This window comes from Chromobacterium sphagni (assembly GCF_001855575.1).
Taxonomy (GTDB): Bacteria; Pseudomonadota; Gammaproteobacteria; order Burkholderiales; family Chromobacteriaceae; genus Chromobacterium; species Chromobacterium sphagni.
The window spans coordinates 3,051,381-3,066,437 of record NZ_MKCS01000001.1 but is presented as its reverse complement, the minus strand read 5'-3'; the positions used below and the strand labels follow the sequence as shown (position 1 = coordinate 3,066,437).

General features: G+C 64.5%; 15 protein-coding genes. 6 read left to right on the top strand and 9 right to left on the bottom strand.

The genetic code is table 11. From position 1 onward, the window contains the following. Positions 1–205: 205 nt before the first annotated feature. A complete protein-coding gene (locus BI347_RS14240; protein ID WP_239690889.1) occupies positions 206–1,324 on the bottom strand; it encodes a TolC family protein in 1,119 nt (372 codons plus the stop codon). 437 nt (positions 1,325–1,761) lie between these two features. Here BI347_RS14240 and BI347_RS14235 point away from each other — a divergent pair, with 437 nt between their 5' ends. After that, positions 1,762–3,237, top strand: a complete 1,476-nt coding sequence (locus BI347_RS14235; protein ID WP_071116146.1) for a protein adenylyltransferase SelO — start codon at positions 1,762–1,764, stop codon at positions 3,235–3,237. Here BI347_RS14235 and BI347_RS14230 read toward each other — a convergent pair. Both BI347_RS14230 and BI347_RS23625 read right to left on the bottom strand, forming a co-directional pair. Continuing rightward, positions 3,177–3,572, bottom strand: coding sequence for a hypothetical protein (locus BI347_RS14230; RefSeq protein WP_071116145.1), 396 nt, complete (start codon positions 3,570–3,572; stop codon positions 3,177–3,179). The genes BI347_RS14235 and BI347_RS14230 overlap by 61 nt on opposite strands. A 116-nt stretch (positions 3,573–3,688) precedes the next feature. After that, positions 3,689–3,946: a hypothetical protein gene (locus BI347_RS23625; protein ID WP_139167223.1), complete on the bottom strand. Its 258-nt coding sequence runs from the start codon at positions 3,944–3,946 to the stop codon at positions 3,689–3,691. Positions 3,947–4,103: 157 nt separating this feature from the next. On the opposite strand from BI347_RS23625, the gene BI347_RS14225 reads away from it, so the two are divergent. Next, positions 4,104–5,450 (top strand): HD-GYP domain-containing protein, encoded by a 1,347-nt coding sequence (locus tag BI347_RS14225; RefSeq protein WP_071116144.1) that lies wholly within the window; start codon positions 4,104–4,106, stop codon positions 5,448–5,450. 24 nt (positions 5,451–5,474) lie between these two features. Here the strand turns inward: BI347_RS14225 and BI347_RS14220 are convergent, their stop codons facing one another. From BI347_RS14220 to BI347_RS14210, 4 genes are all read right to left on the bottom strand, one after another. Then, positions 5,475–7,037 carry a hypothetical protein gene (locus BI347_RS14220; RefSeq protein WP_139167222.1) on the bottom strand — a complete coding sequence of 521 codons (1,563 nt, stop codon included), beginning with the start codon at positions 7,035–7,037 and terminating at the stop codon, positions 5,475–5,477. 205 nt (positions 7,038–7,242) lie between these two features. Beyond that, a complete protein-coding gene (locus BI347_RS24375; RefSeq protein ID WP_204378046.1) occupies positions 7,243–7,554 on the bottom strand; it encodes an EamA family transporter in 312 nt (103 codons plus the stop codon). Continuing rightward, on the bottom strand, positions 7,551–8,132 hold the full coding sequence (locus BI347_RS14215; RefSeq protein ID WP_204378045.1) for an EamA family transporter: 582 nt from the start codon (positions 8,130–8,132) through the stop codon (positions 7,551–7,553). The genes BI347_RS24375 and BI347_RS14215 overlap by 4 nt, the downstream gene beginning before the upstream one ends. 4 nt (positions 8,133–8,136) lie before the next feature. Beyond that, positions 8,137–9,363, bottom strand: a complete 1,227-nt coding sequence (locus tag BI347_RS14210) for a hypothetical protein (RefSeq protein ID WP_071116142.1) — start codon at positions 9,361–9,363, stop codon at positions 8,137–8,139. A gap of 346 nt (positions 9,364–9,709) precedes the next feature. Between BI347_RS14210 and BI347_RS14205 the strand changes: the two genes are divergently transcribed. The 4 genes from BI347_RS14205 (at position 9,710) to BI347_RS14190 (ending at position 13,281) form a co-directional block, all read left to right on the top strand. Then, positions 9,710–10,480, top strand: a complete 771-nt coding sequence (locus BI347_RS14205; RefSeq protein ID WP_071116425.1) for an HAD-IIB family hydrolase — start codon at positions 9,710–9,712, stop codon at positions 10,478–10,480. An 85-nt stretch (positions 10,481–10,565) separates the two neighbouring features. Beyond that, positions 10,566–11,492, top strand: a complete 927-nt coding sequence (locus BI347_RS14200) for a 2-hydroxyacid dehydrogenase (protein WP_071112487.1) — start codon at positions 10,566–10,568, stop codon at positions 11,490–11,492. A gap of 244 nt (positions 11,493–11,736) precedes the next feature. After that, the gene (locus BI347_RS14195; RefSeq protein ID WP_071116141.1) at positions 11,737–12,492 is read left to right on the top strand and encodes a hypothetical protein; all 756 of its coding nucleotides are present in this window, start codon (positions 11,737–11,739) and stop codon (positions 12,490–12,492) included. Between the two features lie 288 nt (positions 12,493–12,780). Further along, entirely contained in the window at positions 12,781–13,281 is a 501-nt protein-coding gene (locus BI347_RS14190) for a cupin domain-containing protein (RefSeq protein ID WP_071116140.1), read from the top strand. Positions 13,282–13,284: 3 nt separating this feature from the next. Here BI347_RS14190 and BI347_RS14185 read toward each other — a convergent pair whose 3' ends face one another. Continuing rightward, positions 13,285–14,007, bottom strand: coding sequence for a LytR/AlgR family response regulator transcription factor (locus BI347_RS14185; RefSeq protein WP_071112484.1), 723 nt, complete (start codon positions 14,005–14,007; stop codon positions 13,285–13,287). Between the two features lie 27 nt (positions 14,008–14,034). Then, positions 14,035–15,057, bottom strand: coding sequence for a sensor histidine kinase (locus BI347_RS14180; RefSeq protein ID WP_071116139.1), 1,023 nt, complete (start codon positions 15,055–15,057; stop codon positions 14,035–14,037).

Sequence of the window (15,057 nt, the reverse complement as noted above, 5' to 3'; positions counted from 1 at the left end):
AAAACCAGCGCCGGCAGCCGGTCGGGCGTCAAAGCATCCAGCGAAAGGGGAGCGCCGGCCTGCTCAAGTCGATGCCATAGTTCCGACAGCTGTTCTTCCGGCCCGCCCTCCGACAGGCTGCTTTCCAACGCAAAGGCCACGCTGTGATGATTGATTCGGTGCCGTTGCAAACGGCAGAGATGCAATAACGCCACACCCAGATTGTTCATTGCTCCCCCTTGCTTGCATCGCCAAGACCAAAAGCCCGCAAACGCAAGCGCCACCAAGCCTGCGATCGTTGCGTTTTCGCGTCGATAATGGAAAGATCTGCGGCTACCGATTCACGTACCGCGTTCAGTACATCAAGCCAGCTTTTCCTGCCCGCGACAAACTGCCTGGCATAGGAATCCGCCACTTCTCGGGAAGACCTCTGCAATTGCTCGTAGGATTGAATCCTTGCCAGCGCGGAGTCATAATCGGAAAAATCGGTATCCAGCATTTGCCGCAGCTCCAGCTCGGCGCTGCGCCGCGCATCCTTGACGGCTTGGTAATGGGCTTCCGAGGTTTTTACGCCGGAAAGTCCGGACAAACCCGCCCCTGGCTGGGCCGAAACCTGGAGGAATACGCCGGAGCCCTTTCTAGGACCCGAAGCGTCATAGTCGTAGCGGATGCTCACCGCAGGAAACAGCTGCCCGCGCCTCACCCTGATATCGGCCCCCGCAGCCTCGGCCTCCGCATCCAGCTTCGCCAGACCCGGATCACGAGCAACAGCTTTCTCATGCCAGCTGACAGAGGGCATCTCCGTGACCGCCTGATCGGCCAAACCGACAGGAAACGCGCCAAGAAGATGGATCTGCGTTCCTGCTAACTGCACAAGCTGCGCATAAACATTGCGTTCGGCAGCCCTGGCTTGCTGCAAATCGCCCTCCGCCTGTGACAAACGCGCCACGGCCAGCGTCAAGTCCGCCTGGGCGCTCACCCCCTCCTTGACTCGTCGGCCAATCTGGTCGCGCAAACGCTGGTGGGCTTGCACGCTCTCCTGCAACACTACCTTACGCTCCCGCTGGCGATGCCACTCATACCAGACAGAACTCAAACGTATTCCCAAGTCGGCAGCCACTTGATCCAAATTACTTTGGCTCGCGGTAAATTTCGCTTCAGCCTCATCGATGCCCGCATCAATGCGCCCGCCCGCGAAAACTGGCTGCTCCAAGGAAAATCGGTTGACCGGCTCCGAACGCGAGCGGTCTTGCGGCGTCATGCTCTGGAAGCTGGGCACGGGATATCTCTGCCAGTGAGCAGCCTGGCGTTCACCATCCGCTCCTTCTCTCTCGCTCTGCGCCATGGCTGCTTGGGGATGGGAATAGGAGGCGTGCCTTAACAACTGCAGAAAGTCGTTTTCGGCGGCATGAACCCACTGCCCCCCGAATAACGAGAAAACCCAGACACACCACATTGGACTACGAACCGCACAAGACAATCGCCTTACATGCATAAAACAAGTCAAATTCATATGTAAATTGTTTTAAAATATATTATTTACATTATTTATGCAACAAAAATTAATACTTTATTGAAAGTAGAAACAAAATAATCACATATCAACACCGTGTGTTAAGGACCTAGAATTTGATTCGTCTTACGCAGCAGATGACAGCAATTTCAATGCCAAAAACATAAATTAACTCGCAAATTTAAGATTTCACGAATAAGCGAGTAGCATTAGTCCTTGCTCGACTTTTCAGTTAGCATCAAGATCGGTCACCCAAGATTAGACTCGCCATGATCCATATCCCATTCGACCACAGTTACGCCAGCGACCTGCCCGAGGCCTGGGTGCCGGTGCGGCCGGAAACACCGCCCGCGCCGGAACTGCTTTACTGGAACGCCGAACTGGCCGACGAACTGGGCCTGGATACCGAACAAGCCAGCGAAGCCGAACTAGCGCGGCTGTTCTCCGGCGCGGACGTCCCCGAAGGCGCGCAACCGATCGCCCAGGCCTATGCCGGCCACCAGTTCGGCGGGCTGTCGCCGGCGCTGGGCGACGGCCGCGCGCTGCTGCTGGGAGAAGTGGTGGACCGCAACGGCCAGAGGCGCGACATCGCCTTCAAGGGCAGCGGCCCGACGCCGTTTTCGCGCCGCGGCGACGGCAAGGCGGCGGTGGGGCCGATGCTGCGCGAACTGATCCTGGGCGAGGCGATGCAGGCTCTTGGCATCCCCACCACCCGCGCGCTGGCGGTGGCGGCCACCGGCGAAACCGTGCACCGCGAGCGGCCGCTGCCCGGCGCGGTGCTGACCCGCGTCGCCGCCAGCCATCTGCGCGTCGGCACCTTTCAGTACTTCGCCATCCGCGGCGAGCGCGACATGCTGCAAAAACTGGCCGACTACACCATAGCCCGCCACTACCCCCAGCTCGCCGGCGCAGACAAGCGCTACCTGGAACTGCTGCAGGCTGTGAGCGAGCGCCAGGCCGAACTGATCGCGCGCTGGATGCACGCCGGCTTCATCCACGGCGTGATGAACACCGACAATATGGCCTTGTCCGGCGAAACCATAGACTACGGCCCCTGCGCCTTCATGGACGCGCACCACCCGGACACCGTGTTCAGCTCGATAGACCGCAACGGCCGCTACGCTTACAGCAACCAGCCGGCCATCGCGCAATGGAATCTGGCCCGCCTCGCCGAAACCCTGCTACCGCTGATCGCGCCGGACGACCCGGCCAGCGCGGTCCCCGCCGCCACCGCGGCGATAGAAGGCTTCTCCGAGCGCTACCGCGAACACTGGCTGGCCCAGGCCCGCCTCAAGCTGGGCCTGATCGACGCCCAGGACAGCGACGGCGAGCTGGCCGAAGACTGGCTGACGCTGCTGGCCGCCCAAGGCGTCGACCACACGCTGGCCTGGCGCTACCTGGCCGACGCCGCCGAAGGCAAGCGCGAGCGCCTGGCCGCGCTGTTCCCCACCCCGGAGGAGCTGGAGCCGTGGCTGCTGCAATGGCTGACGCGCCTCGCCATCAAGACGCGCCGCGCCGTCGACGTCGCCGCTGCAATGCGCAGGCACAGTCCGCTCTACATCCCGCGCAACCATCTGGTCGAGGAAGCGCTGGACGCCGCCAGCGAACGCGGCGACATGGATTCGACCCTGAAACTGCTGGAGGCGCTGCGCGATCCTTTCACCGAACGGGAAGGACTGCAGCGCTACGCTCTGCCGGCCGCGCCGGAAGTGGCGGAAGGGTATCGGACGTTTTGCGGGACCTGAGCAATCAGGAGCCAGGTTTCCTCTGCAACGCCTCCAAAGCGAACAAAGGGCAAGCCGAATGGCTCGCCCTTTCGCTGCTGCGATGATGGCAGACCGGCTGTCGCCCCCTGCCGCAAAACATGCCGTGCCGCCGCCAGGCGCACCTCACTCCAGCATTTTTCCAGCACAGAATCGTCCATCATGAAGCCGTTGCCGATATCGAACACCGCTTCCTCCCGCAACCGGAAGCCGCGCCGCTCGTAAACCGCGATGGCGCCGGAGTTGTGTCTGTTGACGGTCGGCATCAGCGCATTGCCGCCCGTGGCGCGGGCGGTGGCCGCCACCTCGTCCATCATCCATCCCCCCCCAAGCGCTGGCCATGCATCTCTTGCAGCAGGTAGAGCTGCTCCAGCTTCAGCAGCCGCAACCAGCAGTCCGCCGCATCCAGATAAGTTCGCAGCTTGTCAGGGGCTTAGCGGCCGGCCAGCATGTACTCGATCTGCTCGATGCTGATCATGGCGATGAAATGGCGGCGCCAGATCGCGCCGGCCAGCTCGGCCAGCGCCGAAAAACCATCGGGCGAAAGAGGATCAAAGCTAGCGGCGGCCTCCATCGATGCGCGCCCCCAGGGACAGGATTGGCGATTGGAAAAAACCGCGCGGCAAAACCATCGGCCACGCCGGCCTTTTCTCCAAGGCAAGACGGCATGATCCCGGCCCGCGTCAGCCATGCCGGAGGCCATAGGCACCATCGAGTCGATTCAGCATAGCGCCCGCTTATCCCGCGAAACCGACCATTCATAGCCATGCATCCTCCCGGCCATCGTCTGGGATTGCAAAACCCCAACTACCAAGGCATAAAGATTAGGTACCCGTCGCGGAGCGCCCATGGCCGCCACCCTGAAACTGTCGCAATTGATCAGCGCGCTAAGCTACGCGCTGGACATCACCGAAGGCCAGCCGGAGGGACATTGCGTGCGCAGCTGCTGGATAGGGATGCACATCGGCCGCGCCATCGGGCTGGAGGCGCAGCAGCTGTGGGACCTGTACTACGCCATCCTGCTGAAAGACCTGGGCTGCAGCAGCAACGCCGCCCGCATCAGCGAGCTCTATCTCGCCGACGACCGCAGCTTCAAGCAGGAATTCAAGCTGGTGGGCACTAGCCTGCCGCAGGTGCTGGGCTTCGTCTTCAACAACACCGGCACCCATGCCGACGGCTGGCGCCAGCGCGCGGCCTCCATCTTCAATGTGCTGCGACACGGCAAGGAAATGGCGGACGAGCTGATCAACACCCGCTGCCACCGCGGCGCGGACATCGCCCGCCAGCTGCGCTTCAATGAAAACGTGGCGCTCGGCATCCAGAACCTGGACGAACACTGGGATGGCTCCGGCAGACCGCTCGGCCTGAGCGGCGAGGCCATTCCGCTGAATGCCCGCATCACGCTGCTGGCCCAGGTGATCGACGTGCTGCACGCCACCCATGGCCGCGGCACCGCGCGGAACGAGGCGGCGAACCGAGCCGGCGGCTGGTTCGATCCTGAGCTGATACAGGCTTTCCGCAGCATAAGCCAGGATGAGGACTTCTGGCGCCAGCTGGAGGCCGACGACATCGAACAGGCAGTGCTGGCGCTGGAGCCTTCGCAATGCGAGGTGCCGCTGGACGAGGACTATCTGGACGAAATCGCCGAAGGATTCGGTCTGGTGGTGGACTCCAAAAGCCCGTTCACCGCCGGCCACAGCCTGCGCGTGGGACATTACGCCGACCGCATCGCCGCGTATCTGGAGATAGAGCCGACCCGTCGGCGCTGGCTCAAGCGCGGCGCGCTGCTGCACGACGTGGGCAAGCTGGGCGTCAGCAACACCATTCTGGACAAGCCCGGCAAACTGACGCCCAACGAATGGGTGGCGATGAAACGCCACGCCGGCTACACCGAGGCCATCCTCAGCCGCATAGAATCTTTCGAAGAGCTGGCGCGCATGGCCGGCGCCCACCACGAACGGCTGGACGGCGGCGGCTATCCGCGCGGCCTGACAGCCGACGCCATCGCGCTGGAGACCCGCATCATCACCACCGCGGACATCTTCGACGCCATCAACGCCGAGCGCCCCTACCACCCGCCAACCCCCATCCCGCACACGCTGGACATCATGCGCCAATATCTGGGCTGCGCCATCGATCCGGCCTGTTTCGCCGCGCTGGAACACGTGCTGCATGCCGAGGGCGCGGTAACGTAACGCTGTCCGACAGGCGGCACGCCCTCAGGCAAAATCATTGATGCGCGCAGCAGGTGCCAGTTGCAGCGCCGGCTGCGCGTCCGGATGGCTGCGGCTCCAGCCCTGATAGTCCTTCCAGGCCTGCGCCAGCTTCTGGCTGACATTGGCGTCGCCGTCCAGCGGCGTCAACTCCACCCCGATGCGCTGCAGCGTACGGAAGATCCCGTCCACATCCTGCCGGCTGCGGAACTCCGGCTGGGCACTGTCGCCGCTGCGCGCGCCCTGCCGCTCCACCTGCGCCCAGACATTGAACGCCGCCAGGTCGCTGGCCTGCTGCAAACCGCCGTCGGCCACCGCCTGCACCCTATCGTCGCCCTGCAGCGCCTGATGCAAGCCGGCCAGCCGGTCCAGCACCGCCTGGGCCTGCTGGTCGTTGCGGGCGCGCCCCGCCACGTTCGCCAGATCCGCCATGCCTTGCGCCGTCCGGTATTGCGGAACGACGCCATGCTGCTGGGCATCGGCAAGCCAGCTCAGATCGCGACGGTAATAGCCGATCGTGTCCACCATGCCGCGCTGAGTCAAGGGCAGCAATGAATCCGCATCGTCCTGCGACAACGCGCCATTGCCCTGCAGCAACTGACCCAGCTGCTTCACCTGGTCCACGGAAGCATTGGCGACATCGAAGCCCTTGAGCAGCTGCAGCATGGGCAGGCTCATGCCATACTGCGCCTGCAGCTGAGCGCCCTGGACCAGCGCCTGAGCCTGCCTCTTCATGGAGATAGGAGTGGCGGGTTGCGCCGCGGCGGCCGGCGCTTCGGTTGGCTCGGGCTTGGACGGGTCCGCGGCCTTGTCCGCTGCTGCTTGCAAGTCTATCTGCAGCTTGCCGTCCGGGTGCTGCGCCCGCCAGGCCTGATAAGCGCTCCAGGCTTGAGCCATCGGATCGCCGGCCCCGACCTTGTCGTCCGCCGGCGGCAGCTTGACGCCCAGCCGCTGCAGGGTATTCATGACCGCGTCCGCGGTTTTCTGATCATAAGTTGCAGGGGGCTGGCCCGGCTCCGCCCCTTGTTGCTCAATGCGCGTCCAGTCGTTGAAGCGCTTGAGTTCCAGCGCCTGGCTCATGCTGTCGGAAGCGGCAGCCTGCACGCTGCCGTCGCCTTGCAGCGCGTCGTGTATGCCGGCCAGCTTCTCCAGCGCCTCCCGCACCCGCGCGTTCGTCTTCAACGGGAAATCGGCCAAGCGCATTGTGATTTCGCCGGCCTTGACGCTGGCCATCGCGTCGTCGCGGCGCTTGGCGAAAATTTCCAGCGCATTGCTGTCGCCCGCGGTGTTCCAGCCTTTGGACTCGATGTCGCTGCTGATGGCGCCGGCCACGTCGCCGGCCATGTCTCCCTGTGCAAGCATTACCTCGCTCAAGGCATCCAGGTCCTTGCCCGACATATTGCGCACATCGTATTGCTTCAAGAGCTGCAGCGTCTGCATGCTCAGGCCATAACGCGATTCCGGCGAGCCCACCTCCAGGCCCTTGCTGTCCAGCAACGGCGCCGGCGCATCGTTTCCGGCCGCAGTCACCGCCCCCGCCACCCGCACGCCAGCCCAAGCGGGCCGCATCGCCACCTGCGGCTGCAAATTTATGGGAAACCCTCCGCTCACCGCCATTTCACGCCTTTCGCACCATGTTCTCTCAATGCGATATCGTCAAATGCCACTGAATATTTAATGTGAATATTCAACTTTTAGGCAGGAGCGTTCTGATTACGACAAAAACTGGCAACTTAATACGAATCCAGAAACGCAACCGCTCCATTCATGCCATTCAAGCCAGCGTCAGCGCGCCCAGGCTGGCGGCCACGACCAACAGCACTCCCAGCATCTGCGCCGGCGCGATCGCCTGCGCCAGCAGCAGATAGCCTGCCAGCGCCGCGACGGCCGGCTCGGCGCTGCTCAGGATGCCGAAGGACGCCGCCGGCATCAGCCGCAAGGCGCTGATCTCAAGCACATAGGGCAGCAAGGGCATCAGCAGCGCCAGCTCCGCCACCGCGGCCAATTGCCGCGGGCTGGGCAGCGCATGGCTGGCCAGCCCGAACGGCGCGGACAGCAAGGCGGCGGCCAATAGCGCCGCCGTCAAGCCGTCCAGCCCCGAAACACCTGCCCCGCCCGCTTCATCAGCACGATGTACCCGCCCCAGCAGGCCGCCGCCGCCGCGGCAAACGCCAGTCCCGCCGCATCGGCCTGCCATTGCCCCTGATGCCTGGCCAGCAACAGCACGCCCAGCAGAGCCAGCAAGGGCCAGGCCAGATCCAGCCGGCGGCGCGCGCCGGCCACCGCCACCAGCAAGGGCCCCAGGAAATTGACGGCCACCGTCAGCCCCAGCGGCATGCTGCGCAGCGCGGCGAAGAAGCACAACATCATGCCGGCCATCGCCCCGCCCAAGCCCAGGATCAAGCCGCGATGCCCGCGCGCCAATTCCCGCAGCGGCGGACGCACCAGCGCCGCCAGCAAGACCGCCGCGCAACTCAGCCGCAGCCATGTCAGGCTGAACGGGCCGAGCTCCCGCATCGCCGGCACCGACCAGGCCGACCCCAATTGCACGCAAGCCATGGACAACAGGCCCAGCGCCGCGCCCAGCGCCAGCCGGGAAAGCCGTGCGGCCGCTTCGCCGCGTTGGGCCGGCGCGGGCAAACGGCGGGCTAAAGGGGGGAACATGGGCTCAGTAAGTGACGAACTCGCCGCGCAGCCGTCTTTTCATGTCGCGGTGGCGCGCCAGCGACTCCGGCGCCAGATGCTCGCCGCCGCGGTGTATCCATGCCGCCTCGCCGACCTCGGCCTGAGCGCGGCCGATGATGGCGTCGACATCGCGTTCGCCCTCGATGATCTGCCTCAGGATGGGCAGCACGCAGCCCATGTCGGCGGTGACCACCGCTATCTTGGCCGCCCTGGCGGCGTCGGGACCGTTCACGCCTATCGACAGCGGCGCTCGCCGCAGCATCTGCACATCGTTGCCGCCGTCGCCCATGGCGACCAGCGCGCCATCGCGCAGCGAGCGGCCAAGATTCAAGGCTATCGCAGCCTTGGCGCGGTCGCCCACCATCGCGCAGGCTTCGATGATCTCGCCCAGCAGGGTGGACGCGGTCCGGCCACGCCGTTCCGCCGGATCGTAGGAAATGCCGAGCTCGTCGCGGCAATGCTTGAGGAAGCGCGCCCGCAGCAGACGCCGGCCGGCATCGGACAGGCGCCGCGAACGCTCGCCATGCCGGCTGTGTATTTCCGAGTAGCCGTCGATGATGGCGAAGGCGTCGTCCAGATAGCGGCAGACCATCCCGATTTCATCATCCCAGCGCCGCCTCCCCTGCAACAGCTCGCGGGTCTCGTTCAAGGGAAACGGCGAGCCGATAATGCGCTCCCGCGCCAGCAGCCCGTTGCGCTCGACCAGATTGCGATATGGCTGTTGCGGCGCGGTGGTGATGCCCACCACTGGCATGCCCCGGCGCTCCAGCTCGCGGACCAGTTCGGCCGCGCCGGGGGTGGCCGCGCTGCCGCGCGCCAGTCCGTCCAGATACGCGTAGTCAACGCCGCTGGCCAGCAGCATCGGCAAGGCGAGAATGGTGTCGGTCCCTTCCTGCACCCAGGTATAGCGGCAGCCCGGCGGCCCGCCGCCGCCGACACGGCGCAACGGCCGGCGCAGACCTATGGTGGTTTCGGTAAAGGCGGCATAGCCTTCCTGATACAGGATCTGGCCATAGGATGGCACGGCCTCGATGGCGCCGTGGCGGGGCCGGACCCTGGCCGACAGCGCCTCGGCGATGAAGTCGCCCAAAAACAGCGGCCCCTCGACATCGCTGCCCAGCACGCCGGCGGCGCCGCGCAACTCCGGCAGCGCCGTCAGCGCCCGCAAGCTCCGGTCGCCCAGCAGATACTGCATGTCCTTGCCTATCATCGCACCTGCCTCCCGCCGCCTCTGGGAAATACAGCCACCCGCCGTCATCTGATTTTCATGCGGACAGAACGGACAAGATGGATTTCACCCAGATATAGGCCGGCGGCATCGGGGCAGCAACAGGCAATCTCCCGCCTACGGTTTGCACCTAGCGCAAACACCGGCCATGCGCGGCGGCAAGAAGATGCGGAATCCCGTTCACAGCCGGATCATGCCGCTTGTATACTGCCCGCCTGGCCGATACCGGCGATGTCCATGGAACCATTGGCGGGAAGCATCCGCCCAATCCCGTTCCAGGCTGAAAATGGCCAACGCCGCCCCACCTCTTTTCAACAGCGCGAACCGCATGCACTTCATCTTCGACATAGACGGCACCATCTGCTTCAACGGCAGCAGCATCAGCCCAGCCATCCAGCGCGCGCTGGCAGAGCTGGAGCGGCAAGGACACCAGATAGGCTTCGCCTCCGCCCGCCCCTACCGCGACATCCTGCACCTGCTGGACCCGAGCTTTCACGACGGCCTGTTCGTCGGCTCCAACGGCGCGATGACCTACCACCGCGGCGAACTGACCGCCATCAGCCCGCTGGCCGACGACACGCTGCAACAGCTGTTTGCGCTGGCGGAACAGCACGCCGCATCCTATCTGGTGGACCTAGCCTGGCATTACCATTACCAAGGCGAACCCGACCACCCCTTCATGGCGCTGGTGGACCCGCAGCGCCGCGCCAGGCATGTGCCGCGCGGCGAGATTCATCAGCCGGTGAAGCTGCTGGTAACCGAATGCGCCGATGGCGATGGCCTGAAACAGGCGCTGAGCAGCCGCGACGACATCCATATCCACCACCACTCAGACCAGCAGATCGTCGACATCACCGCCGCCGGCGTCAGCAAGATGAGCGCCCTGCGCCGCCATGGCATCGAGGCGGAACAGCTGGTCTGCTTCGGCAACGACAGCAACGACCTGTCCATGTTTGCCGCCGCCAGGCATTCCGTGCTGATCGGCGGCCATCCGCAATTGCTGCGGCACGCCACCGAACAGCTGGAGCGCGGCGAGGACATCGAAACCCGGCTGATCGGCGCCATGCGCCGCCTCGGCGAGCGCTACGCCGTCCAGTGATCGCGCCGATAGCGCCGCGACCGATTTGGCAGGCCCTGCGATGGGCGGCGTATACTGCAGGCATACCCAACCATGAAGCCAAGCCATGATTCTGGTCCACACTCCCAACCCGAAGGAAGTCGCCACCTATCTCGAACTGTTCCGCGCCGCCATGCCGGAACAACTTTTCGTTGACGTCAACGAAGCCTGCCTGAATGCCGTCCGCTACCTGATCGTTTGGGGCGTGCCCGACGGGCTGATCGCCAGCCTGCCGCGGTTGGAAGCCATTTTCGCGCTGGGCGCCGGCGTGGACAAGCTGCTAGGCCGGGCCGACCTGCCGGACGGCATGCCGCTATACCGGCTGCTCGACAGCGGCATGGCCGGCCAGATGACCGAATACGTCCGTTACGGCGTGCTGGGCTATCAGCGCAATATGGATGTCTACCGCCGCCAGCAGGCGGCCGGACAGTGGCGGATGCTGGCCCCCAGGCCGCCTGCCGACGTGCATGTCGGCATCCTGGGGCTGGGCGAGATCGGCACGGCGGTAGCCAAGGCGCTGGTCCGCGACGGCTATCCGGTAAGCGGCTGGAGCCGCAGTCCCAAGCATATCCACAGCGTGCACAGCCTGCATGGCGAGTCCGGCCTGGAAAAATTGCTGGAGACCAGCCAGGTGGTGGCCTGCCTGCTGCCATCCACGCCGCAGACCCGCGGCCTGCTGAACGGCGAGCGGCTGTCGCTGATGCAACCCGGCTCAATGCTGATCAACGCCGGCCGCGGCGACCTGGTGGATCAGAACGCGCTGCTGGCCCTGCTGAACAACGGCCACCTGCGCTGCGCCCAACTGGACGTGTTCGCCGTCGAGCCCCTGCCCCACGGCCACCCGCTCTGGCATCACCCGTCCGTTACCGTCACTCCGCACATTGCCGCCATCACGCTGCGCCAGGAGGCGGTGGCGCAGATTGTCGGCAAACTGCGGCAACTGGCGCGCGGCGAAGAGGCCGACGGTCGCGTGCAGCGCCAGCAAGGCTACTGAGCCTCCAGGCAGGAGGCTTCCGGTCGCCTGCGGTTCTCTCCCCCCGACACCCTGCCGGCTGGCAAAATGGACAGCGATCCTGACGCAATCAGGCGGCCGCCATCGGAAAATCCATAAATTTCAATGTCATTTGAATTTAAATAATAAAATGATATTTGCTAATCAAAAAGGCCAGTAGCCACTGCTACAGCCGGTTTATATGATCGCCCCATTTCAATGCTGCAACGCAACAAAAGGGAATGAAATGGCCGACATCATCCACTCCACCCGCGTGCTGCCCGCCAAGCTGGAGCCGGCGCAAAAAGAGAAATTGGCCCGCGAATTGTTCCAGGTGCACGATGCCATCTTCGCCGGCACCGACTTCGACACCTTCAACGCCATGATCTTCTCCCCGCCCGCCGAGCACAGCAGCCTGCTGCTGCACCGCGACGCGAGCCGGCGCCTGGTCGGCTACTGTACGATGCACCGCTTCCGCCGCCAGATCGGCGGCCGCACTTGCAGCGTGCTGCGCATCCAGTCTGGCCTGTACAAGGAATACCGCGGCAAAAACAGCAATTTCTCCTTCATGATGCTTCAGGTGCTGTACAACTGGCTGAGCCACCCCTTGCGCCCCATGTATTTCTTCGGCGTGATGCTGCACCCTTCCAGCTACGGCGTGCTGCACAAGTTCGCCCGCGGGTTCTGGCCGGCGCCTGGCCAGGACGAGCGCCACCCGCTGGCGGCCAAGGCATGCGAGCTTTTCGCCAGCTTCAACATCAATCCGGTTTCTCCCGAACGGCCCTTCATCGCCAATCTGGGCATCCTGACGCGCGACAGCAAGGACGACCACCAGTTCTGGCAGCGCTCCACCAAGCCGTCCGACCGCTTCTTCCTCAGCATGAACCCCGGCTACCGCCTGGGCGACGGACTGCTGGCGCTGGTGCCGCTGTCGCCGGTTTCCGTGGCGCACGCGGTATTCCGCTGGCTGCGCATCCGCAAACAGAAACGCGGGCAAGTCTGACCCGCCATCGGCCGGGAGACGACCCTCCCGGCCCCAATCCCACACCGCGCCAGCGCAGGCTCGAATCCGGTCGCGGAATGTCCCCGTCCAGCTGCATTACCGACCGCAGGCGGACAGGCGGCGACGGCGATCCTGCCGCCGGACCGACGCGCGACAGCTTGATTTTTGGCGGCGCAGGCAGTCGAACAGCCGGGGATGAGACAGGGGGGAGGCGCATCGCGATGCCTTTTTCCCAAGGAATTATTATGCCAAAAGCATAAATAGGCCAAATCAAAACAGAGAATCGACATGTGCGCAAGACCCGCCAATGTGGTGAATGTCAGCGAGGTTGAAGAAAAGGATCATCAGGAGGGCGCGCACTGGGGCGGCGGTTACAAACCGCTGACACCGGCGATGGAGGATCGCAAGGGCCAACTGGGAGTCAATCTCACCCGTCTGCCGCCAGGCCATGCCGGCTGCCCCTTCCACAGCCACGCGCTGGAGGACGAGGTGTTCTACATCCTGTCCGGACGCGGCGTGTTCCGCTACGGCGACGATATCTGCGAGGTAGGCCCCGGCGATTGCCTGTCCTGTCCCGCCGGCACCGGCATCGCCCACCAGCTGGCCAACCCGTTTGACCAGGATCTGGTCTACCTGGGCATGGGGCCCAACCACGCCAGTGAAGTGTGCTTCTACCCGGACAGCGGCAAGGTGCTGGTGCGCAGCCTGCGCCAGGTGGGCTATCTGCGCGAGGCCCCGTATATGGACGGCGAGCCGGAGCTGCCGAAGATTTTCGAACTGCTGAAGTAGACGCTACATCGCCTTGAACTGGCCGGCGAAGCTGCGGCTGAGCGGCAGCCTCTCGCCGCCGTCCTTCAATTGGACGAAGCTGCGTCCCAGCATGTCCTGCTCTATGCCCTGCACCGCCGCGAGCCGCACGATCAAGCCGCGGTGGATCTGAACGAACTGGCCGGGGTCCAGCCGCGCCGCCAGTTCCTTCAGCGGCGTGCGGATCAGCTGGGTTTCTCCGACCAGCACCAATTCGGTGTACTTGTCGCTGGCCTTGAAATACAGCACCTCGTCCACCGGGATCAGCCGCTTGCTGTTGCCCAGCCCGGCGGTGATCCAGTTGAGCCAGCCTCGGGCCTCCATCCTGGCCGGCTGCGGCGCTTTTTCCGGCGCCGGCAGCTGGCTCTGCAGCCGGGCGATGCAACGCAGCAGGCGGACATCGTCCAGCGGCTTCATCAAGTAGTCCGCCGCCTCGGCCTCGAATGCCTGCAACGCGAACTGGTCGTAGGCTGTAACGAACACCACCCGGCAGCCGGACACGCTTTTCGCCACGGCCATGCCGTCCACGCCAGGCATGCGTATGTCGAGAAAGGCGAAGTCCGGCCGCAGCCGGTTGATGTCGGCCAACGCCGTCACGCCGTCGTGCGCGACCGCGACGATCTCCAACTGCGGCCACAGCCTGTACAAGGCGTTTTGCAGCGCGGCGGCAAGCAAGGCTTCATCGTCGGCGATCAGCGCGGTGGGCATGGAGACTTCCTGTCGGGCAAAGAATGATTATGCAAGCGGCAATACCAGTTCGGCCAGCACACCATGCGGCTGGCGCGGCATCAGCCGCAATTGCGCCGCCGGGCCGTACAGCGCCGCCAGCCGTTCGCGGATATTGGCCAAGCCGACGCCGGGCGGCGAGGATTCGGCGATTCCCACTCCGCTGTCGCTGACGCCCAGGCGCAGAAACTTGTCCTGGCGCTCGGCGAAGATCGCCAGCTCGCCGCCGGTCACGCTGGGCTCCAGGCCGTGCCTGAGCGCGTTTTCCACCAAAGGCTGCAGCAACAGCGGCGGCAAGGGCAGCGCTTTCAGCGCCTCGTCCACTTCCAGCTTCACTTGCAGCCGCTCGCCCATGCGGATGGCGGCAATGTCCAACAGGGCCGACACCAACTCCAGCTCCTGCCCCAGCGTGCCGCCGGCGTTGCGGCTGCGCGCCAGGCTGGCGCGCAGATAGGTATTGAGATGCCCCAACATGCTGGAGGCGCGGGGCGGATCCATCTCGATCAGGCTTTGCACGTTGGCCAGGGTGTTGAACAGGAAATGCGGCTCGATCTGCGCCTGCAGCAGCGCCAATTGGGCGGCGGTCTGGGCTTCGCGGCTTTCCGCCTCGCGCCGGCGCGTGGCTTCCAGCTCGCCCGCCAGCGCCTGCGAGCGGTAGTACAGCATGCTGACGGCCATGGCGAAGGTCACCACCAGAAATGTCGGCAGCAAAAACAGATACGCTCGCTCCGGCACGCGGAAGGCGCGCGCCAACACGTCGAAAGCGCCCAGCCAGGCCGCCAGCTTGAAACCGAAAGGCACGCTGAACAACAGCACCGCCAGATAGACGACGATTCGGCTAAGCTTGAGCCAGCCGCCAAGCAGGCTGCCGGTCAGCCAGCAGCTATAGCCGATGCAAAACGAAATCAGCAGGTTGTCGTACAGCATCCCCCAACCGCCAAGCGAGGAAAAAACCAGGGCGATAGCCAGGTTGATCGCGCTGCAGACGGCAAGCTCGCGCAATTCGCCGGACCAGCGTTGGTATGCACTCAT

Bases quoted from the DNA above. Each gene is read 5' to 3' on its own strand.
- BI347_RS14240 (WP_239690889.1), bottom strand. From the start codon at position 1,324: ATGGCGCAGAGCGAGAGAGAAGGAGCGGATGGTGAACGCCAGGCTGCT.
- BI347_RS14235 (WP_071116146.1), top strand. From the start codon at position 1,762: ATGATCCATATCCCATTCGACCACAGTTACGCCAGCGACCTGCCCGAG.
- BI347_RS14230 (WP_071116145.1), bottom strand. From the start codon at position 3,572: ATGATGGACGAGGTGGCGGCCACCGCCCGCGCCACGGGCGGCAATGCG.
- BI347_RS23625 (WP_139167223.1), bottom strand. From the start codon at position 3,946: ATGGCTGACGCGGGCCGGGATCATGCCGTCTTGCCTTGGAGAAAAGGC.
- BI347_RS14225 (WP_071116144.1), top strand. From the start codon at position 4,104: ATGGCCGCCACCCTGAAACTGTCGCAATTGATCAGCGCGCTAAGCTAC.
- BI347_RS14220 (WP_139167222.1), bottom strand. From the start codon at position 7,037: ATGCGGCCCGCTTGGGCTGGCGTGCGGGTGGCGGGGGCGGTGACTGCG.
- BI347_RS14215 (WP_204378045.1), bottom strand. From the start codon at position 8,132: ATGTTCCCCCCTTTAGCCCGCCGTTTGCCCGCGCCGGCCCAACGCGGC.
- BI347_RS14210 (WP_071116142.1), bottom strand. From the start codon at position 9,363: ATGATAGGCAAGGACATGCAGTATCTGCTGGGCGACCGGAGCTTGCGG.
- BI347_RS14205 (WP_071116425.1), top strand. From the start codon at position 9,710: ATGCACTTCATCTTCGACATAGACGGCACCATCTGCTTCAACGGCAGC.
- BI347_RS14200 (WP_071112487.1), top strand. From the start codon at position 10,566: ATGATTCTGGTCCACACTCCCAACCCGAAGGAAGTCGCCACCTATCTC.
- BI347_RS14195 (WP_071116141.1), top strand. From the start codon at position 11,737: ATGGCCGACATCATCCACTCCACCCGCGTGCTGCCCGCCAAGCTGGAG.
- BI347_RS14190 (WP_071116140.1), top strand. From the start codon at position 12,781: ATGTGCGCAAGACCCGCCAATGTGGTGAATGTCAGCGAGGTTGAAGAA.
- BI347_RS14185 (WP_071112484.1), bottom strand. From the start codon at position 14,007: ATGCCCACCGCGCTGATCGCCGACGATGAAGCCTTGCTTGCCGCCGCG.
- BI347_RS14180 (WP_071116139.1), bottom strand. From the start codon at position 15,057: ATGAGTGCATACCAACGCTGGTCCGGCGAATTGCGCGAGCTTGCCGTC.